22 protein-coding genes are annotated in these 22,324 nt (G+C 42.5%); 8 read left to right on the forward strand and 14 right to left on the reverse strand.

Annotated elements, in window-relative coordinates; translation table 11 throughout:
* The first annotated feature begins 273 nt into the window (after nt 1–273).
* Nucleotides 274–1,233 (forward strand): sodium:calcium antiporter, encoded by a 960-nt coding sequence (locus SJY16_RS15490; RefSeq protein WP_377890553.1) that lies wholly within the window; start codon nt 274–276, stop codon nt 1,231–1,233.
* 475 nt (nt 1,234–1,708) lie between these two features.
* On the opposite strand, the gene SJY16_RS15495 is transcribed toward SJY16_RS15490, so the two are convergent.
* Nucleotides 1,709–2,098 (reverse strand): hypothetical protein, encoded by a 390-nt coding sequence (locus tag SJY16_RS15495; RefSeq protein ID WP_377890555.1) that lies wholly within the window; start codon nt 2,096–2,098, stop codon nt 1,709–1,711.
* A gap of 191 nt (nt 2,099–2,289) precedes the next feature.
* The gene (locus SJY16_RS15500) at nt 2,290–3,471 is read right to left on the reverse strand and encodes a hypothetical protein (RefSeq protein WP_377890557.1); all 1,182 of its coding nucleotides are present in this window, start codon (nt 3,469–3,471) and stop codon (nt 2,290–2,292) included.
* Nucleotides 3,472–3,681: 210 nt separating this feature from the next.
* Here SJY16_RS15500 and SJY16_RS15505 point away from each other — a divergent pair, with 210 nt between their 5' ends.
* Nucleotides 3,682–5,148 (forward strand): flavin monoamine oxidase family protein, encoded by a 1,467-nt coding sequence (locus tag SJY16_RS15505; RefSeq protein WP_377890558.1) that lies wholly within the window; start codon nt 3,682–3,684, stop codon nt 5,146–5,148.
* Between the two features lie 100 nt (nt 5,149–5,248).
* Here the strand turns inward: SJY16_RS15505 and SJY16_RS15510 are convergent, their stop codons facing one another.
* The 6 genes from SJY16_RS15510 to SJY16_RS15535 form a co-directional block, all read right to left on the reverse strand.
* Nucleotides 5,249–6,670 (reverse strand): alanine/glycine:cation symporter family protein, encoded by a 1,422-nt coding sequence (locus SJY16_RS15510; RefSeq protein ID WP_377890560.1) that lies wholly within the window; start codon nt 6,668–6,670, stop codon nt 5,249–5,251.
* A gap of 143 nt (nt 6,671–6,813) precedes the next feature.
* Nucleotides 6,814–7,542 carry a MerR family transcriptional regulator gene (locus tag SJY16_RS15515; RefSeq protein ID WP_377890562.1) on the reverse strand — a complete coding sequence of 243 codons (729 nt, stop codon included), beginning with the start codon at nt 7,540–7,542 and terminating at the stop codon, nt 6,814–6,816.
* A 219-nt stretch (nt 7,543–7,761) separates the two neighbouring features.
* The gene (locus SJY16_RS15520; protein WP_377890564.1) at nt 7,762–8,319 is read right to left on the reverse strand and encodes a GNAT family N-acetyltransferase; all 558 of its coding nucleotides are present in this window, start codon (nt 8,317–8,319) and stop codon (nt 7,762–7,764) included.
* A gap of 23 nt (nt 8,320–8,342) precedes the next feature.
* A complete protein-coding gene (locus tag SJY16_RS15525; protein ID WP_377890566.1) occupies nt 8,343–8,963 on the reverse strand; it encodes an NUDIX hydrolase in 621 nt (206 codons plus the stop codon).
* A gap of 48 nt (nt 8,964–9,011) precedes the next feature.
* Nucleotides 9,012–10,025, reverse strand: a complete 1,014-nt coding sequence (locus tag SJY16_RS15530) for a peptide ABC transporter permease (RefSeq protein ID WP_377890568.1) — start codon at nt 10,023–10,025, stop codon at nt 9,012–9,014.
* Nucleotides 10,025–10,882, reverse strand: a complete 858-nt coding sequence (locus tag SJY16_RS15535) for an ABC transporter permease subunit (protein WP_377890570.1) — start codon at nt 10,880–10,882, stop codon at nt 10,025–10,027. The genes SJY16_RS15530 and SJY16_RS15535 overlap by 1 nt, the downstream gene beginning before the upstream one ends.
* Before the next feature lie 222 nt (nt 10,883–11,104).
* Between SJY16_RS15535 and SJY16_RS15540 the strand changes: the two genes are divergently transcribed.
* The 4 genes from SJY16_RS15540 (at nt 11,105) to SJY16_RS15555 (ending at nt 14,395) form a co-directional block, all read left to right on the forward strand.
* Entirely contained in the window at nt 11,105–11,287 is a 183-nt protein-coding gene (locus tag SJY16_RS15540; RefSeq protein ID WP_377890571.1) for a hypothetical protein, read from the forward strand.
* A gap of 29 nt (nt 11,288–11,316) precedes the next feature.
* A complete protein-coding gene (locus SJY16_RS15545; protein WP_377890573.1) occupies nt 11,317–11,766 on the forward strand; it encodes a hypothetical protein in 450 nt (149 codons plus the stop codon).
* Nucleotides 11,767–11,862: 96 nt separating this feature from the next.
* Nucleotides 11,863–12,288 carry a hypothetical protein gene (locus SJY16_RS15550; RefSeq protein ID WP_377890575.1) on the forward strand — a complete coding sequence of 142 codons (426 nt, stop codon included), beginning with the start codon at nt 11,863–11,865 and terminating at the stop codon, nt 12,286–12,288.
* Between the two features lie 583 nt (nt 12,289–12,871).
* Nucleotides 12,872–14,395 carry a BCCT family transporter gene (locus tag SJY16_RS15555; protein ID WP_377890576.1) on the forward strand — a complete coding sequence of 508 codons (1,524 nt, stop codon included), beginning with the start codon at nt 12,872–12,874 and terminating at the stop codon, nt 14,393–14,395.
* 88 nt (nt 14,396–14,483) lie between these two features.
* Here the strand turns inward: SJY16_RS15555 and SJY16_RS15560 are convergent, their stop codons facing one another.
* Nucleotides 14,484–14,978, reverse strand: coding sequence for a hypothetical protein (locus tag SJY16_RS15560; RefSeq protein ID WP_377890578.1), 495 nt, complete (start codon nt 14,976–14,978; stop codon nt 14,484–14,486).
* Between the two features lie 91 nt (nt 14,979–15,069).
* Nucleotides 15,070–16,806: a sulfatase-like hydrolase/transferase gene (locus SJY16_RS15565; RefSeq protein WP_377892285.1), complete on the reverse strand. Its 1,737-nt coding sequence runs from the start codon at nt 16,804–16,806 to the stop codon at nt 15,070–15,072.
* A 224-nt stretch (nt 16,807–17,030) separates the two neighbouring features.
* Between SJY16_RS15565 and SJY16_RS15570 the strand changes: the two genes are divergently transcribed.
* Together SJY16_RS15570 and SJY16_RS15575 are read left to right on the forward strand one after the other, a co-directional pair.
* Nucleotides 17,031–17,813, forward strand: a complete 783-nt coding sequence (locus tag SJY16_RS15570; protein WP_377890579.1) for a 3-hydroxybutyrate dehydrogenase — start codon at nt 17,031–17,033, stop codon at nt 17,811–17,813.
* 273 nt (nt 17,814–18,086) lie between these two features.
* The gene (locus tag SJY16_RS15575) at nt 18,087–18,287 is read left to right on the forward strand and encodes a hypothetical protein (RefSeq protein ID WP_377890581.1); all 201 of its coding nucleotides are present in this window, start codon (nt 18,087–18,089) and stop codon (nt 18,285–18,287) included.
* 344 nt (nt 18,288–18,631) lie between these two features.
* Here SJY16_RS15575 and SJY16_RS15580 read toward each other — a convergent pair whose 3' ends face one another.
* From SJY16_RS15580 to SJY16_RS15595, 4 genes are all read right to left on the reverse strand, one after another.
* The gene (locus SJY16_RS15580; protein WP_377890583.1) at nt 18,632–19,147 is read right to left on the reverse strand and encodes a GNAT family N-acetyltransferase; all 516 of its coding nucleotides are present in this window, start codon (nt 19,145–19,147) and stop codon (nt 18,632–18,634) included.
* Nucleotides 19,147–19,500, reverse strand: a complete 354-nt coding sequence (locus tag SJY16_RS15585) for a glyoxalase superfamily protein (RefSeq protein ID WP_377890585.1) — start codon at nt 19,498–19,500, stop codon at nt 19,147–19,149. The genes SJY16_RS15580 and SJY16_RS15585 overlap by 1 nt, the downstream gene beginning before the upstream one ends.
* A gap of 243 nt (nt 19,501–19,743) precedes the next feature.
* Nucleotides 19,744–21,663 (reverse strand): endonuclease MutS2, encoded by a 1,920-nt coding sequence (locus SJY16_RS15590; protein ID WP_377890587.1) that lies wholly within the window; start codon nt 21,661–21,663, stop codon nt 19,744–19,746.
* Between the two features lie 368 nt (nt 21,664–22,031).
* The gene (locus SJY16_RS15595) at nt 22,032–22,244 is read right to left on the reverse strand and encodes a hypothetical protein (RefSeq protein WP_377890588.1); all 213 of its coding nucleotides are present in this window, start codon (nt 22,242–22,244) and stop codon (nt 22,032–22,034) included.
* Between the last annotated feature and the right edge of the window lie 80 nt (nt 22,245–22,324).

A 22,324-nucleotide genomic window follows, 5' to 3' on the forward strand; every position in this document is an offset into this window, starting at 1 on the left:
TTTCCAGTTCACTTCTAGTTTACAACGGATGAGTGAGGAAGAAAAGAAGTAAAGGGTTCGGCACGTTCTACTCTCACATCTCGTTATTGACTTAAAAACCAAATCGAGCTATATTTAACGTAACAAGGGGAGTAGCGGCCGATACGGTTGATGGATCACCATTACGGTATTTCGATACCTGGTCCATCAGGCTAAACTTTTAGTACGCAAGACCTTGGTACATTTTGGTGTGCCAGGGTCTTTTTTGTATGCACTGGCAGGAAGGAGTTACACATGCTTATTCTAATTTTTCTTCTCGCGGCGGCAGTAGTTGTAGCAGCTGCTATCTACCTGAATCAATTCGGCGATGTGATCAGTAAGAAGTCTTCATTGAGCGGTGCTGTTGTTGGTACATTCTTGATTGCAGGCGCAACTTCACTTCCAGAATTAACAACAAGCTTAACTGCCGTCTATATCGATAATCCAGATATTGCAGTTGGGAACATGTTAGGAAGTAATGGATTTAATCTTCTGATTCTGGCTGTAGTTGATTTGATTTACAGACGGAGAAGGTTGTTTCAACGAATCGATACGAAGACAAATGTCCCTTCAGCGCTCATCGGCCTCCTGTTTTTTATCATCATCATCACATCATTTCTCATTCCAGGCTCCATTTCAATCTTTGGAGTGGGTATCGAAATGATCGCCGTCGTTCTACTTTATATCCTGAGTATGAACTATATTTCAAGTGATGGTGAGAATCAAGACGAGACCCCGACGAAAGATTATTCTCTTCGAAAAGCGGTGATCGGTTTTATTATAGCAGCTCTTATCGTCTTTGCTTCTGGAAGTCTACTATCGATTACAGGTGATAGGCTCGCTGAAGCCACGGGCATGAACGCAAGCTTTGTCGGGAGTTTCCTCATCGCAGCTTCAACTTCTCTACCAGAGCTCGTAACCGTTCTTGCGGCTTTCAAACTAGCGAACTACAATATGGCGATCGGCTCCATACTTGGTAGTAATCTGTTTAACATCCAGCTTCTTGCCTTAACAGACATTCTCTATCGAAAAGGGCCAATCCTCGCTGCTGTTGATGGTTCGAACATCTCCATTGCAGGACTTGGGCTTGTCATGACCCTCGTTATCATCTATTTATTGATGCGTCGGGCAAACACGCTCAGTCAATGGCGGTATGCAGCTCCGTCCCTCGTCATGGCACTCATGTATATTGTGGTTTCCTATGTATTGTTTTAAATAAAAGGTCGAGACAGTCTTAATAACCATCTAAAAAGGTTATAGTGGTGATTTCCGCTCCAGGATGCTCGCTTTCCGCGGGGCGGGCGGTGAGCCTTCTCAGCGCACAAAACCGTTGCGCCTCCGGGGTCTCACCTGTCCCGCACCTCCCGCTGGAGTCGAGCATCCTTCCGCTCCAATCAACATTTTCATGTATGTTTACGAGACAAAAGCAAAGCTAATTAATAAACGGATAGAGAATGAAAGCAGATGTCTACTTAATCATTATCGGTCGAAAAGTTTGCTGTAATTGATTTCAACCCAGTAGGAGTAGATACTACTTCTCTCCCGTGGAAAATTGGTATTCGAGACTCAGAGTGGACGGGTTTTTGTCCTCTGTTTTGCTCAGGCACTCGTCAACAGGAGCTAGTCAAGCTCCTACAGGTTTCCCTACAAACTAAGCGTGCTGACACATGTCAGCACGCTTTTTCATTTATCAATCGTCATCACGGTTGTCCTCTTCCGATTGGGTAGCCTCTTCATCTTCAAAACGCTGTTCCTCACGAAGTCGCTCTTCTTCATGTTCAAAAATCTCGGCTTCTTGTAGCGTACGGTTATGGTCATCCTCATCCTCATCCTCTTTCGTTAGATTACCAGGTTCATATTCTTCTTCATCGTCATCATCGTCAAAATCAACATTCATTTTTGAAGACTTTTGTTTTGTTGAAAAAGCATGTGTAGCGGCACCATTGTGAGTAGCACTTGTTTTACGCGGGAGATGGCGAACAACAAAATAGCCACCGACCATGAAAATAAACGCAAATTCAACCGGAACAAACAGAAATAGAGACAGCAGGATAAGACCATACAGGACCCAATAAATCATTTCCAACTCCTTCGCGAAATTGTAGTGGCAAACCTAGATCACAAATCATTCAAATGCGACTACTGACATACCAATATTATTCAGCCAATCCCCCTTCCATACCTATCGTTTTTCATTCGTTACGATACGTTTTTTCATAAGAAAAATAAGACAAAAAAACCTTGCCCACGAGGGACAAGGTTTCATCACGTTTATTTTGCGTTTTCGATAATCGTATTCAGGCGATCTTCAAGGTTCTTCAGATCTTCCATCGCTTGCTCTTTTTCATCAGCTTTGACAGCTTCTAGATAAGATTGAGCGAGTTCGTTCAATGTTGTATAATCTTCTTCGCTTTCCATACTCTTGATGTCGCTAGCGATTAAGTCGATGAACAATGCGCCTTCAAGTGCAGTGATCGTAGACTTATCTTCGCCCCAGTTCTCTTCACTCTCTTCGTACTCGTGAAGAGCAATCTTCGCAAAACCGCGTACAAACGCATGGTTTACAGCTTCTGGATCAAGGTTCTTCACATCGTTCTCAAGGTTGAAGTTCTCTTCGATGATTGAAGCGTCTTCTTTCGCATACTCATTGAGATAGCTTGAGATTGACTGATAGAATGCCCAGCCCTCAGCTTGTTCAACTTTTGCTTCTTTTGCATCTTCCTTCGCTGCTTCAGCTGCTTTTGTTGCATAACCATTTGGCATTGCTCCTGCTGCAAGATAGAACGTCTTCATCAACGTCTTGTCAACAAGTTGCTTGCCTAGTTGGAACCCAAGCTTGTCATCGTTCTCAACCGCTTTTTCGATTTCGCTAAATCCAGCATCGATCTGGTCTACCATTGTCGTTTCATAAGCTGCGTCGCGTTTCTCGACTGTTTCTTTTAGAACTGCATAGTATTCTTTTGCTTCTTCGATTTCAGAGTTAACTTCTTCTGTATTGCCCCAGTTTTCGTTAATCTCATCAAACTCATGTTTAACCGTTAGATAGAAAACTTTCTGCGTTAGTTTATCAAAAATTTGCTTTACGACTGCTCCATCCATCTCGCCGCTTTTACCAGCTTCTAGAGCAGCAGTGATCTGTTGATCAATGCTTTCATCGCGTTCAGCAACTAGTGGTTGCAAGTCTTTGTTATATAGGTCGATCACAGATTGGTAGTCAACTTCTTCACCTTCACTTGCCTTCGCAAGCTCAGTTTTTCCTTCTTTATAAGCAGCTACGAAGTCAGCATCTTCACTGCTTTCGTCTTCAGCAGATTCTTTTGTGTTCTCCGTCGATTCTTCACTGCTAGTTTCTTCGCTGTTTTCCTTGGATGAGTTTCCCTCATTCTGTCCACAAGCAGATAGAACAAGAACAAAAACTAATAGTAGATAAGTAAGTTTACTTTTAAAAACCATCGTGTTTCCCCCTGTATGTAAGTTAATTGAAAATGAATATCAATTGCAAAGATTATTATACAGAGAATGATTCTCACTGTCAACGACTCTTACAGACCCTTTTCAACCAATAAAATGGGCGCTAGGTAAGGAAATAACATCAATCACAGAGATGACTTCATATAAGTTCCAGTTCTTACATATTTATAGGTGGGAAGGTAGGTGGGTGTGATGACAGAAATATTTTCCTCCTTACATTACCCCGATGACTTAGTCGGGATTATTCGAAATGGTTTGCCGAACACGTGCCCTCCTCAAAACGTCATCATCATTGGGGGCGGGTTATCCGGGTTAGTATCTGCTTCGTTATTAAAACGAGCAGGCCATCACGTAACGATTCTTGAAGGCAACAACCGAATCGGAGGAAGAGTTTATACGGTTAGAGAGCCCTTTTCGCAACATAAATACATCGATGTTGGTGCAATGAGAATTCCCGATAACCATGCGCTCGTACTCGAATATATACGGCAGTTTCAACTACCGGTCAACAAGTTCAAAAACTCCTCACCGAATGATGTCATCTATGTAAACAACGTCCTTACGACTAGAAAAGAGTACGAGAAAAATCCTGATATGCTAGGTTTTCCAGTGAATGAAGATGAAAAGGGAAAAACTGCAACAGAGTTATTTTTAGAAGCTACGCAGCCTTTTATCGACCTCTATAAAAATAGTTCAGAAGAAGAAAAAGAAGAATTATCGAAGGAGTACGGCGACTATTCGATGGGAGAATTTCTAAGATTCAACCCGCTTGGGCGCCCCCTTTCTCGTAATGCGATTCGATTTATTGCCGTCATGTTAGGAATCGAAGGATTTCCTAATTTCGCCTTTACTGATATTTTGACTGACATTATCTATCCAATCTTCAGTAAGAAAATAAAATTTTATGAAATCCAAGGTGGAAATGACCGCTTACCGTATTCCTTCGTGAATGGTCTACAATCAGATATTTATCTAAATCGTAAAGTTGAGAAAATCGTTCAGAGCGAGAATGGTGTTCAGATTCAAGCGGAAGACCCTTTAACAGGGCAGCGGTTCACTTATTCGGGTGATGCGGCAATCGTAACCGTCCCGTTTCCTGTTTTTCAATTCATCGACGTCTATCCATATGAATCGATTTCGTTTAAAAAGTGGCAGGCAATCCGCGAGTTGATCAACGTGCCAGCGGTGAAGATCGGTATCGAATTTAGTAGACGGTTTTGGGAAGATGATAACATCGGCAATGCTCTGAGCGATTTACCTACACGTTTTAGCTATGTGCCGAGTCATAACATCGGCTCTTCTGGCTCTGGTGTCTTATTGGCGAGCTATAGCTGGGGAAATGATGCGGTGCTCTGGGGAAGCTTGCCAGAGAAAGAACGAATCCTAATGGTCCTAAAAGATTTAGCGAAGATTTACGGAAATCGCGTGTACACAGAATATATGAATTCTATTACGTTCAATTGGAGTCAAAACCCCTATTCAGCTGGGTGCTTTACCCTCTTCACTCCCGGCCAGGAAGAAAACCTCGGAGAGATTATCAGACAACCAGAAGGAAAGCTCCACTTTGCAGGCGAGCACACCTCCTCCTTCCACGGCTGGATGGAAGGCGCTATACAATCCGGAGTCCGTGCAGCATATGAGGTGAATGGAAGCTGCTGATTCCCTCATCGGTTCATCGGTACCTGGTACCGCTCGATATTTGTCGAATCAAGAAAAGAGCCTGGAGGCCAGGCTCTTCATTCTATCCTTTTCTTTCCTATTAACCGACTTTCTTTTCTTTACGCTCTTCTTCCCACGCTTCTGTATCCTCGATGCCTAGCGCACTCGGATTGAACACTGGGTTCTTCCCTGCTTTACGCTGCATTTCGTAATCTTTCAATACCTTCATCGCTACTTTTGCTAGCATTCCGATTGCGATTAGGTTGATGATCGTCATGAGTGCCATGAACAAATCCGCCATCTTCCATACAAGGCTAAGACTTGAGATCGAACCGACCAGAACGAATGCCATCGTCGCAACACGGTAGCCTAGAATCGCTGTTTTGCTTTCTTTAATAAACTCAATGTTTGTTTCCCCATAGTAGTAAGAACCAATGATTGAGCTAAATGCGAAAAGGAAGATTGCTACTGAAATGAAAACTGCTGCCCATCCACCGATATGAGAGCTAAGAGAGTTTTGAAGCAACTCGATTCCGGAGACATCTCCAGATTTGAACTGTGGAGCAAGCAGAATGATGAATGCTGTTGCAGAACACACCAAAATTGTATCTACGAATACACCTAACGATTGGATAAGTCCCTGCTTTGCCGGGTGCGAAGTCGTTGCAGTAGCCGCTGCATTTGGCGCACTACCCATACCAGCTTCGTTTGAAAACAAACCACGTTTTACACCGTTCATGATCGCTGCACCAATTGCACCTCCAACAGCTTGCTCAAATCCAAATGCGCTCTTTACGATAAGTGCGATAACGGAAGGAAGTTCAGCGATATTCATGAACATTACAACAATTGCAATCGTGAGATAAAGAATCGCCATCACCGGAACGATGATACTCGATAAGTTAGCGATACGGTGTACCCCACCGAAGATAACTAACCCTGTTACAGCAGTGATGATCAATCCAACTACAAGACGATTCATTCCAAACGCATTTTCAAATGCCAATGCGATCGTATTACTTTGAACGGAGTTGAAAATCAGTCCGAATGTGATTGCAATTAATACCGCAAAGATGATGCCTAACCATCTTTTCTTTAATCCTTTTTCTATGTAGTATGCGGGTCCACCTCGGTATGCCTTTGTATCTTTGATCTTATAAACTTGGGCCAATGTACTTTCAATGAAAGCCGTCGCACCACCGAGTAGCGCTACGATCCACATCCAGAAGATTGCGCCGGGTCCACCGAGCGTGATCGCTACTGCGACACCAGCTAAGTTACCCGTACCGATACGAGTCGCTGCCCCAACGCAGAACGATTTGAATGGTGATATGTTTTTTGATCCATCTTTGTATTCTGGTTTTTCTGACATGACACGAATCATTTCGCCAAAGAATCGAAATTGCACAAACCGTGAAGCAACCGTGAAATAAATTCCTAAACCGAGTAATCCTGCAATAAGAACATAACCCCAAAGAATGCCGTTTGATGCATCGATAATCCCATTCAAAAACCCTTCCATTTACCAAATCGCCCCTTTTTCTTGATTCTTTTTAAATTTTCTGAAATTTGTATATTTTTATTATACAAGTAACAGAGGCAATTGCAATACATTTTTCGACGAATTGTGAGGGGTGCCTGTCACTCAACAAGCCCCCCTCTCTTCTAGGCTTTTCGATCAGCGTAAACAGCCATCGCGTCACGCATGAATATTGCCAGCCCTTCTCCATATTTGTCGATATTCTTTGTGAATCGTTCGTCATCGACATACATTTGCCCTAACCCACGGAATGCTTCGTATGAATAATCTCCGAAGTTGTTCAAGAACTCATACCATTCATGAATCGCTTCCTGCGCTTCCGCTGAATCAGGTGAACCATGGCGCAGCTTAGCAAGTCTCGTATAAATCGCATCCCAATCTTCGGAGAGTTTTTCCTTCGACATCCCTTTAATCTTCCCTTTCGATTCATCAACTTTCTCATCTCCCCAGCGCCTCCGCGCTTCTTCTTCATAAGGATTATGATCAAAATTCATTCCTTCAAACTTCTCCTCATTCGTCATCTCAATCTCTCCCATCATTTCTTTTATTGTTTTATCGATCGTAGTGATCATGTGATCCACATGACTTCGCTTTTCGACGAGCATCCTCCGCTGTAGTTCCAACGCTTCTTTTCGATCAAAGGCAGGGTCTTCAAGGATTCGTTGAATTTCTTTCAATGAAAACCCCAGCTCTTTAAAGAATAAAATTTGCTGTAGCGTTTCAAGATCATGCTCAGAATAGAAGCGGTAGCCAGCTTCAGTCGTTTCTGCAGGTGAGAGCAATCCAATCGCATCGTAATGATGCAAGGTTCGAACGCTGATCCCAACAAGATCCGCTACCTCTTTCACTTTCATACACGATTCGCACCTCCTTACTCGTTACTATAGGGTATAACGCTACGTGAGGGTCAATAGGCTTTTCACTATTTTCTCCAAGTATGAAATATCCATAAAGAAAGCCGCATTCGAATCCGAATACGGCTTTCTTTCATGATGTTCTTCCCTCAAGAAGCACACGGCTTTCCGCAGGACGAGCACTGAGCCGCTCCGCTCCTACCAGCGATGTGTGGTTCTTTATACATGTAACCTTTCAAAATCCGCTCTCAGTATCGAATACATATACAAATCATCAAATTTGCCACATGTATATTCGTAATGTCTGAGTAAACCTTCTTTCAAAAAACCTTGTCTTTCAACTAACCTCTGAGATGGATGGTTCTCAGGTTCAATTAACGCCTCGATCCGTTCCAATTCCAGCTCGTTAAAGCCAAACGCAATCACTGCTCTTAGCGCTTCACTCGCTAATCCTTTTCCCCAGTGATCCTTGCTTATCTCAAACCCAACCTCTGCTCTGCTGTGTTTGGCGTTTCGATTCAAGAATCCACAGCTTCCAATCATCTTATCTGAGTCCTTTAGCGAAAGTCCCCACCTCATTCCAGTACCTTCATTATAAATCGACTTGTACCAGTTTATTTCATCTAACGCATTAGCTATTGATTGAAACGGTGCTAGCCCCATGTGCTTCACAACATCTGGTTCAGATAGATAGATCAACATGTCTTCAGCATCTTCAGTTTTCACTTCTCTTAACTTTAACCGTTCCGTTATAATCGTCGGAAATTCATACCGCATCTTTTCACCTCAACTCTATGGAATCATAACGCATCTTTAATCCGTTCAATCACCGCTTTATAAAAAGAAGCTTCATGAGGGACAAACTTTTCTTTCCCAACCCTTTCATCGATCAACATTTTCCGTCCTTCTGAATCGATTTCAAACCCTTCGATTGGAATCGTATCTATCGTTCCTTCCCATAGCGCTGCAAACTCATACAGATCCGCTTTTACCATGCCAGCAACTTCTTCCTTTTGAAGAGTAAAGTCCTTTAACGAAAGAGGTGTCAGATAGAGAAAAACATGAGCAATTTCTTTATCGATGAACTGATTTCGATGAACACTATAATTCAAAACGCAAAGTGGCATCAGTGACGCAAATGCCACATCGATGCCAATTTCTTCTTTCACTTCTCTTACGCCATCCTTCACCGTTTCATCTGATAAAAGATGCCCAGCAGCCGTTATGTCTAGTAAATATGGATAGTCTTTCTTCTCTCGACTGCGCAGCTGTAAATAAATTGACGGCTTCTCTTCTTCCACAGTAACCATCCAGCAGTGAAACGCATCATGCCAGTATCCCTTTTCGTGTGCTTCTTTTCTGGTCGCAACACCGATATGATTTCGTTCTTCATCGTAGATGTTTATCTTTTCTTGATCCATTGTATGTCTCCTTTTCCCCACTCGTTTTTCTCGTTAGACGCCTTCTTATCATAACGAATTGAACGAGTTAGCTGTACTCTTTCCCTCTCTCTCTATAACCTGCGTATTCTTATGAACGACTTTTCTCTCTCTAGAAGCACCTTCGGCATCCGCAAACCCCTCCACTATCATTTTTAATGCAAGGATCGTCACTGTAAAACAGATGATGGGGACGAGCGGAATCCAATAATAAGTAGTGAATAGGAACTTAAGGTTGTTCCCGATCAGACCTGACCATTCGTTTGATAAGGAAACAAACACACCATTACCAAACATATCTTCCGTGATCGCTACACCGCCGAAGAGTACATTTAAAATACCGAGATGCGCTAAAAGCAACAGAACCAGGATCACTTCTCGTATGAAAATGAGGAAAAGCTGTGGTCTTAAGTAGGGCATGAGATGTTTCTTCAACATATGTAGACGACTTCCACCAAGGACCTTGGCACTTGTCATAAACTCTCTTTCTTGTAAAAGCTCTACTTCTTTCGCAATCGTAGTCAACGTGATCGGCACACCAATAAGAATTAAGATGACGACTTCAAACAGAACCCGCTCAGTGAATGTCGTTGAGAACTCACCACCGACAAACGTCTCTCTCAATAAAACCCAACTTAGAATCAGGTACGCAAGAAGCGGTGCGGGAAAATAGAAGAACCCCTCTACTAGCGGTTTTACCCTCCTCAAGATTGGTGCAGCATAGAGTTGCAACCCAACCCCCAACAGTAATGACAATGCAAATCTCGCTAAAGCGATCAACAGGGCAATGCCAAGTGTGTACTTTGCGCCAACGAGCAACAAGAAAAACAAATCTTGAGAGACATTATCTGTTCCGAAAGGTGGATGATCGAATGGTGAATAAGGCGGCTTCGCGAGAACTTCTCCATTGTCACCATACGTTAAATCAGCAACCGGAATGTGGTCTTGAAAGAAAACCGTGTAGAGAATACTTGCTACTAGAACGCTTAGAAAGAAAGTTGAACCAATCATAAATTGAGCATTTTTTAACAAAGCCTTCCCCATTAGTCAGCCAGCTCCTTTCCTGTTATACGCTGAATGAAAAATCTCGAGCCAGCCTCAATAAGAAAAAGGGGTACGAAAATCATCAGCATCCCGATTACGACGATTTCTACGCTCACGTTGTTTACCATAAACCACGTTAGTCCATATAAATTGAAGAGAATTTCAAGCATCACCAGATTCGATAACATGAGAACGATGATGGTCCGCGAGTGATTCACAACGGTAAAAAGCGCGTTTCGTAACACGTGTTTCCACAAAATCCGTCTCGTTGAGAGTCCCTTCCCTCTTGCAAGTTCTACGTATGGCCTCGTTAATTCATCCTCGAACATGAGAAGCATGATTCGGTAAAGAAGAATCGCTGGTAGAACGGAGTAAGCAATAAGCGGTAGGACAATCGGTCGTTCCATTCCACCAACGACTTCAAAGATTAGAAGTCCCGTCTCTTTGTACAACGTAACGATTGCAAGCTGAATCACTACGATGATAAAAAGGTCAGGTATTGCTTCAAGGATTCCTGTTACTTTTATAAACAGCTTCCGCAATCGATAAGGAAGAAGAAACGTGATGTAGGTTAATCCTAAGCTTCCGATTAACGCGCATATAAATCCTGCAACCAGGATAAAAAGGGAATACCCATAGTATTCAAAAATAGTTGGGAAAACTGGGTAGCCAGTCCCGCCGCCAAACAACGGTTCATATGTTAGTTTCCCAGGGTTAGCGATCGCTCCTATTAATTGGATAAATTGATTCCAAAATTCCTTGAGACTCATTCCAATCCCATTTTGGAACATGCCAGCAAAGCTGCCGATCAGTAGAATACTCATTATGATCGAGACAAACTTCATTACCGTTTTCATTAGAACCCCTCCACAAAACTTCTATTAACCTAAAGACGAAGGAATTAGAAAAAGGTTCACATATTTTGTTAATAAATTCCGAAAACACCTTACATTTTCTGGTTTATCTTTCATAAATAAAAGGTAAGAAGATAGTATTAACAGATAGAATCGATTCGTTCTGTTTGGTGACCTGTTTCTCGGCTGTCTTATCTATTCAAAGGCTAGAGAGGAGTTACGATCATGAAAGAAATTATGCTGAATGTTGTTTTGTTTCTCTTCTTATTCCCTGCAGCCATCATCGTCTATGTGGATTCCCTTCAACATCCGGACGTACCGATGTCACCATTCGTTTCTGTTTCAATCGCGATCGCAGTTGGATACATGTTCGTAAATATGAGAAGACGTACTCCCAAAAAACGATAACCTTGACATGATTATCGGAGGCTTTGTACATGGCAAAGAAAAACAACTTATCTTTTCGTCAGCAGCTTCATCTTTTGATTGTACTTTTTATCTTATTAATTGGCAGTATCTCCGCTGCCTTTTATTTTTTTGGATTTTCAATCGGTCTTCCAACAACAATCCTGACGCTTGTTCTTTTCATGCTGATTACCAAGCGGTATATCGATACAAGCGATGAACACTATTTAGCACCGATCGATCGGAAGATGAATTTCAAGAAACTCCCTTGGCTACTCTATTTCCCTCTATTTATCTTCATTGTGATAACAGATATTCAATTGTTTAAAGAAAATATCCTTCTTGGTGTTATTCTTGGGCTCTTTCGGGCAACGCTTGTTGCCGTGATTCCATTGGTGATTTATTATCGAAAGATGAAAAAGTTAGGGTACCACCTTGAAGACGGGAAATGGGACAAAGAAGGCGTGGAAACAGAAGCATAAGGCTCCTCGTGAGCCTTATTTCTTTGCGTTTTCACATTTACATAATAGGGTGCTTTTATTAAAGTAGATAAGAGAACGTACTTACGGAGGTGTCTCATGCCACAGAAACGGGAGCTAAATGTATATCAGCATACTTTTCTAATAGCAATCATGATAGTTATCATGTTGGGACTCTATTGGATTGCCTTAACTTATTTTCAAGACTATGCTCGTTTATTAGGATTGTTTATCATTTTACTACCGCTCATCGCAAAAAAAATGTTCGTAAAAAGTACGGATAAGCATTACCTTGCACCTCTTGATCGTTCCTTCAATTTGAAAAAACGACCTTTTACAATCTGGCTACCCGCTTATATGCTCTTAAGCGGCGCGATTCTTTTTACTTCAGAAGGAATATCACCATTTCTCATCTTTACGTTGATTTATTTCTTTATGCTCGGTATCCATTTCTTAGCATACTACATTAAGATGACCGATTTCGGTTATGAGCTGAACCGTGGAAAATGGAGAAAGCGTGCATAATAAGAAAGAGGGGGTCGTCTGCTCCCTCTTTTCATGTTTGATCTCTCTTTCTTTTCTTAGATGACTCGTCCGGCAATACACAGTGTCTTTCACACGGATATCAGCGATATTTTAATTTTATCGGCTATTATCTGAATATATCGGCGAAATCCACCTATTTATCAGCGATTTTCCGTATATATCAGCGAAACCTTACTTTTATCAGCGCTTCCCCAATAGATCAGCGAAACCTCACTTGCATCAGCGCTTCCCCCAATAGATCAGCGAAACCTCACTTGCATCAGCGCTTCCCCCAATAGATCAGCGAAACGTCACTTGCATCAGCGATTCCTACTATAAATCAGCCTCCCCCAACTGGTATCAACAGCCACCCCCCCACAATAATCAGCCAACTCCAAAATAACTCACCTCAACCACGTTTCTCTCCCATTTCCTTTCATGATTTGGAAGGAGTTAGGGCAACATACATACTAAAAGCATTTTAAAACATTAAGAACGATGAATTCCTTGCATCATGTTTATTCAGGTGGTAGAGTATAGCTTTGTGCTTAAGGCACACATAGAAAAATTAAAGGAGTACGATATGGAAAATAAAGAATCAGGCCGAATTGACTGGCCGGTATTTGGTATAAGCGGAGGAATTTTGGTTCTCTTCGTGTTTCTTGCACTATTTGATATAAGTCTTGTTGAAATGATCGTTAGCAATAGTTTCGCATGGTCAGCTAAATACTTTGGTGCATTCTGGCAAGTATTGATGTTGGCGACATTCTTCGTTGGAATTGGGCTAGCTTTCTCTCGATACGGTAAAATAAAAATGGGTAATTTAGACAAACCGGAATTAAGCTTGTACAAGTGGCTCTCCATCATCATGGCGACGCTTCTTGCAGGTGGCGGGGTTTTCTGGGCAGCGGCTGAGCCGATGTACCACTTCCTAACTGTTCCACCTTCTCAATCAGGAATCGAAGCAGGCACACAAGCTGCGATCGACCCTGCACTCGCACAGAGCTTCATGCACTGGGGCTTTCTAGCGTGGGCAATCCTTGGAACAATCAGTGCTGTCGTGATGATGTACGGTCACTATCATAAAGGCATGCCGATGAAGCCTCGTACGCTTCTTTATCCGATCTTCGGTGAACGTCTTCGCCACAGCTGGATCGGAACGGTTATCGATGCGTTCTCTGTTATTGCAGTTGCAGCAGGAACGATTGGACCGATCGGATTCTTAGGCCTTCAAGCAAGCTATGGCTTGCAGGAGATTTTCGGAATCCCGAATCAGTTCAGCACACAGTTCTCCATCATCTTAGCTGTTGTCGTAATCGCTACGATTTCAGCGGTAACTGGACTATACAAAGGAATTCAGTTCCTAAGTAGCTTCAATGTTCAACTTGCGATCATCCTGATGGTCTTCATCGTTATTTTCGGACCAGGTGGCTTTATCTTTGATCACTTCATCTCTGGCTTCGGCTATTATGTTGATCAATTCGTTACAATGTCCACCTTCCGTGCCGACACAGGTTGGCTTTCATTCTGGACAGTGTTCTTCTGGGGCTGGTTCATTGGATACGGTCCAATGATGGCGATTCTCGTTTCTCGTATTTCTCGAGGACGTACCATTCGAGACATCATCATTGCAGTATCGATTTTCGCACCAGTTATTTCAACGTTCTGGTTTACGGTTCTCGGTGGATCAGGCATTCACTTTGAACTTACAAACCCAGGGTCCATTTCTGAAGCGTTGAACGCTGCAGGTAATCCTGCTGCAATGTTTGCGATCACGGAGCAATTCCCGCTCGCAACCATCATTTCACCATTGTTCTTGCTCTTAACGATTCTATTCGTTGTCACTACAACGGATTCGATGTCGTACACGATCGCGATGGCGGTAACAGGTGAAGGTAATCCGAAGAGCTGGTTACGCGTATTCTGGGCTATTCTTCTAGGCGCTGTTGCAGTTATCCTATTGATTACTGGCGACAGTGGTATCACACAGCTGCAAAACTTTATCGTTGTAACAGCTGTTCCCGTTTCACTCCTCCTTCTACCGATGGTCTGGCTCGCTCCAAGAGTAGCGCGTCAGCTTGCAAAGGAACAAGGAATCAATAAGTAAACGTACAATGCCCCGCAAATCATGGGATTTGCGGGGCATTTTTTATTAGCCCATCATAATAGGAGCCCTCTCTGAGAGCTCCCTCTTATTACTCAACCTCGCAAGCGCTATCCCTACCACTGATTCCCCGCATTCTTTCATATAAATACTGCACACCATACAACAAGTACGCCTTATAGTGGATATAGAAAAAGAATTGAACATACGTTAATCGGTGCAACCGCACAATTTTTATCTTTTTTAGAAAAGGGAGGAACAGAAATGCGAATAGTCCATTCGCAAAAACATTCAGCGCGACAAACTTTTTGAAATTCCCGTACGAATAGGTCAGAATCCACATCGACATCGGCATATACGGTCCAATATCAAAGGGAAATTCATCCCTCACAAACGATTTTGGTTTATCGTAGAACTTCCACCATTTTCGTTTCCGTCCATACCAATGATTGATTACTTCAAAAACAAAGATGATAAAGCTCGCAAAGAAAAACCGTTTCATATGACGCTTACTGATAAATCGTAAAGATAACCATGGTATGAGGATCATAGCCAGATTAAACAACGTGTGCCGTTTTGATGTCATAAGGAAATCTACCTCAACTTAAATTATTTCATTCACTCTTACTATCTCCCGATGAATGAAAATGATTCACTTATTGACTGAGCACCTAACTCTAATCCTCTTCGCACGAAGGCATGCCAGGAACGGTCCCACTTGATGGGACGAGCCTCTTCTGTTTACACTGTTCATCCAAAGCGACCATTAAGATGTCCATAACCTCCATTGACTCAGGTGTTTGGAACGCTGGATCAGCTAAGTTTGTTTCTTCAAGTGGGTCCGTTGTTATATTATATAGCTCATATTCATCTGGTAAAGGATTCACTTTCGTTGTCGTAATACAAAGAGAGACTTCCACATCATCTGAAGTTGGTACAGATTTTTGTTCATGGACAACAACATCGGAAACACCTGGATTACTCCAGAATTGAGGGTTGTCATAGTACCGCGAAAACTTCCACAGCTCGCTCGCTCTGTTTTCTCCTGTCGGAAGCGTCGTGATAATCGATTCGATATGACTCGGTTGGATGACCGCTTCATAAGGTTCACCAGTAACAGTCACCTGATTTAAGCCTTGCGTCACATTATCGTCGGTCATGAAATAGAGTGGTTCGTCCGCTCTGAAAAAGGTCTCTTTCCCTTCTAATAAAGGAGTGAGATCACGTCCAACAAGTCGATGCACCTCGTTATGGCTCTTCTTGAGTTTCTCTTCGCTCTCCTTCACGTTAATGCCAGCGAGTCCTAACATTGTTGGCAGCACATCCACATGACTCGTCAGCATTTCCGTGCCTTCTCGTCCGGAAAAGAGCTTCGGACTATGAATGATAAACGGAACGTGAATCGATTCCTCATAGGCGTTGAACCATTTTTGAAACAAGCCCCCATGCGCGCCTAACATATCCCCATGATCCGAGAAGAATAAGACGATCGTATCTTCATAGAAAGAGGAATGACGGAGAGCATCGAAAACCTTAAACATCTCATTATCTGCTTGCTTTTGTAGAGAATAATACAATTGGCGATAAAAAAGCGTATCATGCAACGGTTGGATCGCTTTTGGATAAGTGAGTCGGTAGCTTTCTTGCACTCTTGGTTTCGTTGATAAAGATTCATTTGCAGTTGGCGCGGGCGGAATATACGGCAAGGATGGATCGATTTCAAAGTTAAACATCGGATTATTTCTCGTGAGCGCACCATATAGAGCGATGTCGTGTGGATTAATAAATGAAGTCATGAGCATCCACGGCGATGTGTCGCACGAATCGTTATCGAGTGATTGAATCAGGGACACAGCTTCTTCAGCATAAATCACATCTCGACCGCTAATGCCGATTCCAGCTGAAGATCCTGAATTTCGTGGAGCTGTTCCATGTGGCTCAGGTCCAACCCACCCACTAAAGCCAAACTCATTCAACCGATTCGCGTTAAGGTATTCTTTCACATTTTCTTCATCCGGCAGACCCGTATTCGTATAGCTTGTGAGGGCATTCTTCGTACCAGGAATAAGAATATCCTCATCCGACGCATGCCACTTCCCTTTCCAGAATGTTCGATATCCTGCCGTTCTAAGATAATCGCCCATCGTTGGGACCGTGCTCCGATCGAGCCAAAACATATCTGGGTCGAATGCTCCCTTCGCTGCGCCACTCGTCTGTGACACACCATGAAGAGAAGGATACTGTCCGGTGTATAAGGTTGTTCGACTTGGACTACACGCGGTACTACCAACATAGTGTTTGTTAAATTCAAAGCCATTTTCTTTCAAGAGCTCTTGCGTGATTAAGTTCTTCCTCCGCCACTCTCTCAGCTCAGCGTTCTCATAAACCGAAGGATAGCGCTCCTCATCCACCATCAATATGAGGAAGTTAGGCTTCTTACCGTTATTAATCAGTGAGGAATAGCGTTTCTCTTCACTTCCCACGATACTTAACCCCTTTCCTGGTGCCTTCGCCTTCTTAGTGCCTGTCACTCCCCGAATATGCTCGAATCGTGTAGAAAATAAAAAAACCAATATGTTCTAGTGAAATAGATGTGTTTGGGTAATATAAGAAAGTATATAAGAAACCAAGGAGGTTCATGACAATGTTAGACGGTAAAGTAGCATTGATTACGGGGTCAGGTCAGGGAATTGGACTCGAAATCGCAACAGAATTCGCAAAAGCTGGCGCGAAAGTCATGTTGAACGATATTAACGAAGATACATTAAACGAATCGATCAAAGTGCTAACGGATGAAGGTCACACAGTCGATGGTGTGGTTGCAAACGTTGCGAAGGAAGAAGATGTGAAGAATGCGATCGACAAGACTGTAGAGAAGTTCGGTCGAATCGACATCCTCGTTAACAACGCTGGAATTCAGCACGTAGCACCTATCGAAGAGTTCCCGAGTGAGAAGTTCGAGCTCATTCTCGACATTATGCTAAAAGGACCATTCTACGGAATCAAGTATGTTTTCCCAATAATGAAGAAACAGGGATACGGTCGCATCTTGAACATGGCATCGATCAATGGACTGATCGGTTTCGCTGGTAAAGCAGGCTATAATAGCGCGAAGCATGGCGTGATTGGTTTAACGAAGGTTGCTGCACTAGAAGGAGCAGACTCAGGAATCAACGTGAACGCAATTTGTCCCGGGTATGTCGACACACCACTTGTACAAAATCAGCTTGAAGACATTGCGAAAACACGAAATATCGAAAAAGAAAAGGCGTTAGACGAAGCGATTTTATCTAATGTACCACAAAAGCGTCTTATCCAAGTACAAGAAGTGGCAGACTACTCGATCTTCCTATGTAGCGAAAAAGCAAAGAGCATCACAGGGCAAGCAGCTGTAATCGACGGCGGATATACGGCTCAATAAAGAGGACGAGCGAAGTGTTTTTATTCTCTAACACACGATCAATAAAATCGCACAAAAAAAGTCAGTGGCTGATGCCTCTGACCTTTTTTATGTAGAAACGTTTTTTTAATCCCCTTAACAGATAAACATGGTACTCTAACATCAAATGTATTTATTCTAAAATAGAAAGAATGGTGTTACTTTGGAAAGGTAAGTTCGGATTTTGAAACACTATTCTATTTCAATCGTATGAAGTGTAGAGAGATTTTCAAGACTACCTAAGGAGGTTCTTACATGAAGCAGCATATCAGTAAGAAATTCAAAGTAATAAGTATCATCTCAGACCTCATCTTCTTCTCAAGCATACTAGCACTACTTTATTACAGTACAGTAGCTGCGGAATCAATCAGATGGGAAATGAGTTTGCCGATCGTGCTATTGATTTTTAGTTATTTTCTTATACTTAAAGCGCCTAGAATCAAAAATAATGTATGAAAAGCGATCCTCCAATCATGAAAACGAGTTAGCAGATTGATCTCTTTTCTGTTGATAAGCCCCACTTACGCCTTGTTTCCATAGCACTTTTTGAAAAAGAATACCTAACAAACCAATCACACTCAATCCCGTGCCAATAAGCTTAAAGGCTACTAAAACACCAACCTGTTCAATCAGCACACCGCCAAGTAATGGCCCTGCAATAAACAGGATACTTAACGTCGAATCGACAATTCCTGAAACTCCTTAGGTAATAAAGCAATCTCTTCAGACCGATACCTCACCTTACGATCGCCTTTCAGCAACTGTATGTTTTCCATCATCTCACCTACATGTACTAGATTTCATCCATTCGTCCAGGAATAATACACAAAGTTCACCTTTTCACCATTCATGCTGAAACGATTCTCATCGTGACCAACACAAGTGAATCCATTCTTTTCCAACACTTTCTGTGAAGCGATGTTGTTTGACGTGGTTTTGGCACTCACTTGTTCGATCTCTGTTAGCCTCACCTTATCCATCAGAAGCTTCAATGCTTGTTTCGCGATCCCCATGCCAGTAAAATCACGCCCAATGCGATAACCAAGATCGCCTCGCTCTGTATCATCACACATTAAGTTAATCCGCCCTACAATCTGACGCTCTCGATTCCGTATTAAATAGAAAGACGTACGTCCTCTCTGCTCCTCTACTAAAGCTTTATGCCTAGCTTGAAACACATCACGGTTATAATACTCTTCCCCTCGAGTTGGTACCATCTCTTCAAAAAACGTTCGATTCACACTCTCAAATACATACAAGTCATCCTCATCCGCAGCGTTGAGGCGTTCTATCGTGATCTCCCGTTCATCCACCATCACTCAACCTCTTCATAGAAAATAATCCGATTCGAAAATGGATCAGTAACCGTCACTTCGATCGTCCCCCACGGTTTCTTTTCAATGCCAGGGTTAGCGAAAGGATAGTCCTTGTCTTGAATGCTTGCATGATACCCTCTGAGGTCGCTCATCTTAATTCGAACCGCACCTCCTGGAGAAGCATCACCATGATGTTCAGATAAATGAAGCACCGCTTCTTTCATAGAGACTTGAACATACAAAGGCATGTTTTCCGCAAACCGATGCTCCCAATCAACTTGAAAACCTAGAAAATCCACATAAAAGCCATGCGCTTTTTCAGTATCAAAGATTCGAAAGATTGGTGTTACCATGTTCGATCATCCTTTCTCAAAATTTTTTCACTACATTAAATAATACTATTTGAATACTACTATTGTAACAAAATTCCTTTTAAATTTGATATCAAAAACGAGCCTGACAATTGCCAGGCTCGAGTTGCAGTCGATTGTTCAAATCCATGTGAAAAAGCTCGATTACTATACCTCTTTCACATATCATCCATTACATTTCCAGGTTGAGCATGAGCCCTTTTTCTCTGATTCCATTCGTTCGTTCTACTCCTCTCCCTCCAGCGATAAGCCTTCAACAAACTTCCGATCCATCACTTTCTTCGTTTTTCGATAGTCCTTCGATTTGAAGATAATATCGAAATCGTAATCCGCTGGATAGAGATCACTTGCAGAGATGTGTAGCCTTAGGCGTTTATGGTTATATGACTTTTTCTCACCCTGAACCTGTACGATGTAGTTACCAAGATCATCAGGCCCTTTATACACGATCCCCATCTCTTCTGTTGCCTGGATGATTACATTATCACCTTGATGGAAGATCGTCACTTCTGCTTTCTCTTCCTTCTTCGCAGCTTTCCTTCCATAGCGATTCACCGTTACCTGCTGCTGATAATCAGTAGAAGAAAGATCATCTTCTTTATCAACTTCAAATTCCTGCTCTTCGTTATACGTGATCTTGCTCGCATGCTTAAGGATATCAGGATGTAGTCCGAGCTTATGCGCAATGGCAAAAGCCTGACTTTTCCCAGTGGTATCTAACAGCAATTGATACGTCGGCTTCAGTGTTTCGAGATTGAATTCCATCGCTCCATTGATAAAGCCCTTCTTCTCTTTCGCATACTGCTTCATTTCACTATAATGCGTCGTCGCAAAGATCGTTGCCCCTTTGGCTGCAAGCTGATCGAGAATAGCCGTTGCGAGTCCCATCCCTTCACCAGGATCCGTACCAGAACCGATTTCATCTAAAAGGAGTAACGAATGATCGTTTGCTTTTCGTAAAATATCGATGAGGTTAACCATTCGAGAACTGAACGTGCTCAAATTCTCTTCAAGACTCTGACCATCACCAATATCAACGAAAATTTGTTTATAGATCGGCAGTGTCGACGTTTCTTTTGTCGGAATCGGTATGCCACACTGCGCCATCATACAGAGAAGTCCGACCGTTTTTAACGTTACCGTCTTTCCTCCTGTATTTGGTCCCGTGATAAGAAGCGCTTGCTCGCCTTCCGTCATTTTTAACGATAGCGGAACGGCTTTTTCACCTAATAGCGGGTGTTTTGCCGCTTTGATATCGATTCTAAAATCGCTTGAGAACGCTGGCGTCTTGCCATCGATTCTTCTGCTATATTTTGCTTTCGCGAAGATGATATCGTACTGATGCATCGTTTCTAACGCAATGTTAATCTCGCGTTCACAAGCGAGCACTTCTCCAGTCAACCCATACAAGATTTGCTCCACTTCTTGCTCTTCCTGTAAAGCGAGAAGCTGAAGGTCATCATGAATAGCCGATAGCTCACTTGGTTCAATGAAAAGCGTTGCGCCTGATGACGATTGATCGACAACGCTCCCTGTAACCTTCTTACGATACTCACGTTTAATCGGAAGCGTCTGCCGTCCATTCTTCTCGACCGGGCGAGCTTCCTGCATCCATTTCGAGTATTTCTTTGCGAGCGTTTCGAGACGTTCTTTTAACTTCTCTTTTTTCACGCTGTATTGTTTTCTGACCTTTAACAAATTCTTCGATGCATAATCATCAACTTGACCATGCTTGATCACAGCATGAATCTGTTCTTCAAGGGAGCTTAAGTCCTCGATCGAATCAGCATACAAACTGATCGTTGGCGCGACCGTTCCTTTATCTTTCATAAACCTCTTAAGCTTCGTACAATGCTCTAGAAACGAAACAACTTCAGTAAATTGAATCGCTCGAATAAAGAGTCCCTTTTTCCCCTGATCGATTAAGAGACCAATGTCGTTTAAACTGTGGAGCGGAACGCTTCCACTTACGTTCAAGATCGCGACCCCCTCTTCGACTTCTTCTAACCACCTCTCGATTAAGGTTTGGTTTGTGGAAGGCTTCAGGTGACGGATCGATTCTTTCCCTCTATTCGTTAAGGCGAATGCGCTGATCGCTTCAATGATTTCGTTAAACTCCAATGTTTCAATTGTTTGCGTATTCATTCATGTTCTCCTCCTATAAAAAAAGCCACGACAAGCTTGTTAGCTCATCGTGGCTCATGATAAACAGATGGATTCTAGACGAATCCCCTTTTTACCGCCCGATACACCAAAAAAGCTATGACTGAATAAGCTCAGTCATAGCGTTCTATGATGAAAAATCAGCTATGCTTATGCTTGTTCTTAACTGCCCTGTTGATCCATAACAAAGTAAACGTCCCACTGGCACGTTTTTTCTTCATTACAACAGGTGCTATCCAATTAGTGGATTAGTTAAGAACAACCACACTCATACATCATTCTCCTCTTTTTGTTTAGGCGGTAAAAAGTTCTGTTATTGCTTATTATCTTATTCCACCTTTCCTCTCTTGTCAATTGAATGAGAGAAAAGAAACTTCAATCCAATACCACATGAATTCAATCCCTAGCATCAAAAAAAGAATGACGCCCCCAAACAAGAAGATGTTGAAAGGTTTCTTTCCCTTCTCTCGTTTCAATGCATGTTCTATTCCAAACAGGATAAACAAGGTCGCTAATAACAAGATTTTAATGTTCATAGTGATAGCGATTCTTTCAATAAACAAATCATACATCCCAACACTAAATGCAAGAATCGCGATGATGAAATTCACTATTTTTAATACGGTGTTCGCTATCCCTCCTT

Source organism: Alkalihalobacillus sp. R86527, from assembly GCF_042466185.1.
GTDB lineage: Bacteria > Bacillota > Bacilli > Bacillales > Guptibacillaceae > Guptibacillus.

Coding starts and splice junctions, on each gene's coding strand:
- SJY16_RS15495 (WP_377890555.1), bottom strand. CDS start 2,098: ATGATTTATTGGGTCCTGTATGGTCTTATCCTGCTGTCTCTATTTCTG.
- SJY16_RS15555 (WP_377890576.1), top strand. CDS start 12,872: ATGGAAAATAAAGAATCAGGCCGAATTGACTGGCCGGTATTTGGTATA.
- SJY16_RS15590 (WP_377890587.1), bottom strand. CDS start 21,663: ATGAATACGCAAACAATTGAAACATTGGAGTTTAACGAAATCATTGAA.
- SJY16_RS15505 (WP_377890558.1), top strand. CDS start 3,682: ATGACAGAAATATTTTCCTCCTTACATTACCCCGATGACTTAGTCGGG.
- SJY16_RS15525 (WP_377890566.1), bottom strand. CDS start 8,963: ATGGATCAAGAAAAGATAAACATCTACGATGAAGAACGAAATCATATC.
- SJY16_RS15565 (WP_377892285.1), bottom strand. CDS start 16,806: ATGGTGGATGAGGAGCGCTATCCTTCGGTTTATGAGAACGCTGAGCTG.
- SJY16_RS15500 (WP_377890557.1), bottom strand. CDS start 3,471: ATGGTTTTTAAAAGTAAACTTACTTATCTACTATTAGTTTTTGTTCTT.
- SJY16_RS15570 (WP_377890579.1), top strand. CDS start 17,031: ATGACAATGTTAGACGGTAAAGTAGCATTGATTACGGGGTCAGGTCAG.
- SJY16_RS15580 (WP_377890583.1), bottom strand. CDS start 19,147: ATGGTGGATGAACGGGAGATCACGATAGAACGCCTCAACGCTGCGGAT.
- SJY16_RS15530 (WP_377890568.1), bottom strand. CDS start 10,025: ATGGGGAAGGCTTTGTTAAAAAATGCTCAATTTATGATTGGTTCAACT.
- SJY16_RS15510 (WP_377890560.1), bottom strand. CDS start 6,670: ATGGAAGGGTTTTTGAATGGGATTATCGATGCATCAAACGGCATTCTT.
- SJY16_RS15490 (WP_377890553.1), top strand. CDS start 274: ATGCTTATTCTAATTTTTCTTCTCGCGGCGGCAGTAGTTGTAGCAGCT.
- SJY16_RS15550 (WP_377890575.1), top strand. CDS start 11,863: ATGCCACAGAAACGGGAGCTAAATGTATATCAGCATACTTTTCTAATA.
- SJY16_RS15520 (WP_377890564.1), bottom strand. CDS start 8,319: ATGCGGTATGAATTTCCGACGATTATAACGGAACGGTTAAAGTTAAGA.
- SJY16_RS15545 (WP_377890573.1), top strand. CDS start 11,317: ATGGCAAAGAAAAACAACTTATCTTTTCGTCAGCAGCTTCATCTTTTG.
- SJY16_RS15535 (WP_377890570.1), bottom strand. CDS start 10,882: ATGAAAACGGTAATGAAGTTTGTCTCGATCATAATGAGTATTCTACTG.
- SJY16_RS15515 (WP_377890562.1), bottom strand. CDS start 7,542: ATGAAAGTGAAAGAGGTAGCGGATCTTGTTGGGATCAGCGTTCGAACC.
- SJY16_RS15585 (WP_377890585.1), bottom strand. CDS start 19,500: ATGGTAACACCAATCTTTCGAATCTTTGATACTGAAAAAGCGCATGGC.
- SJY16_RS15575 (WP_377890581.1), top strand. CDS start 18,087: ATGAAGCAGCATATCAGTAAGAAATTCAAAGTAATAAGTATCATCTCA.
- SJY16_RS15560 (WP_377890578.1), bottom strand. CDS start 14,978: ATGACATCAAAACGGCACACGTTGTTTAATCTGGCTATGATCCTCATA.
- SJY16_RS15540 (WP_377890571.1), top strand. CDS start 11,105: ATGAAAGAAATTATGCTGAATGTTGTTTTGTTTCTCTTCTTATTCCCT.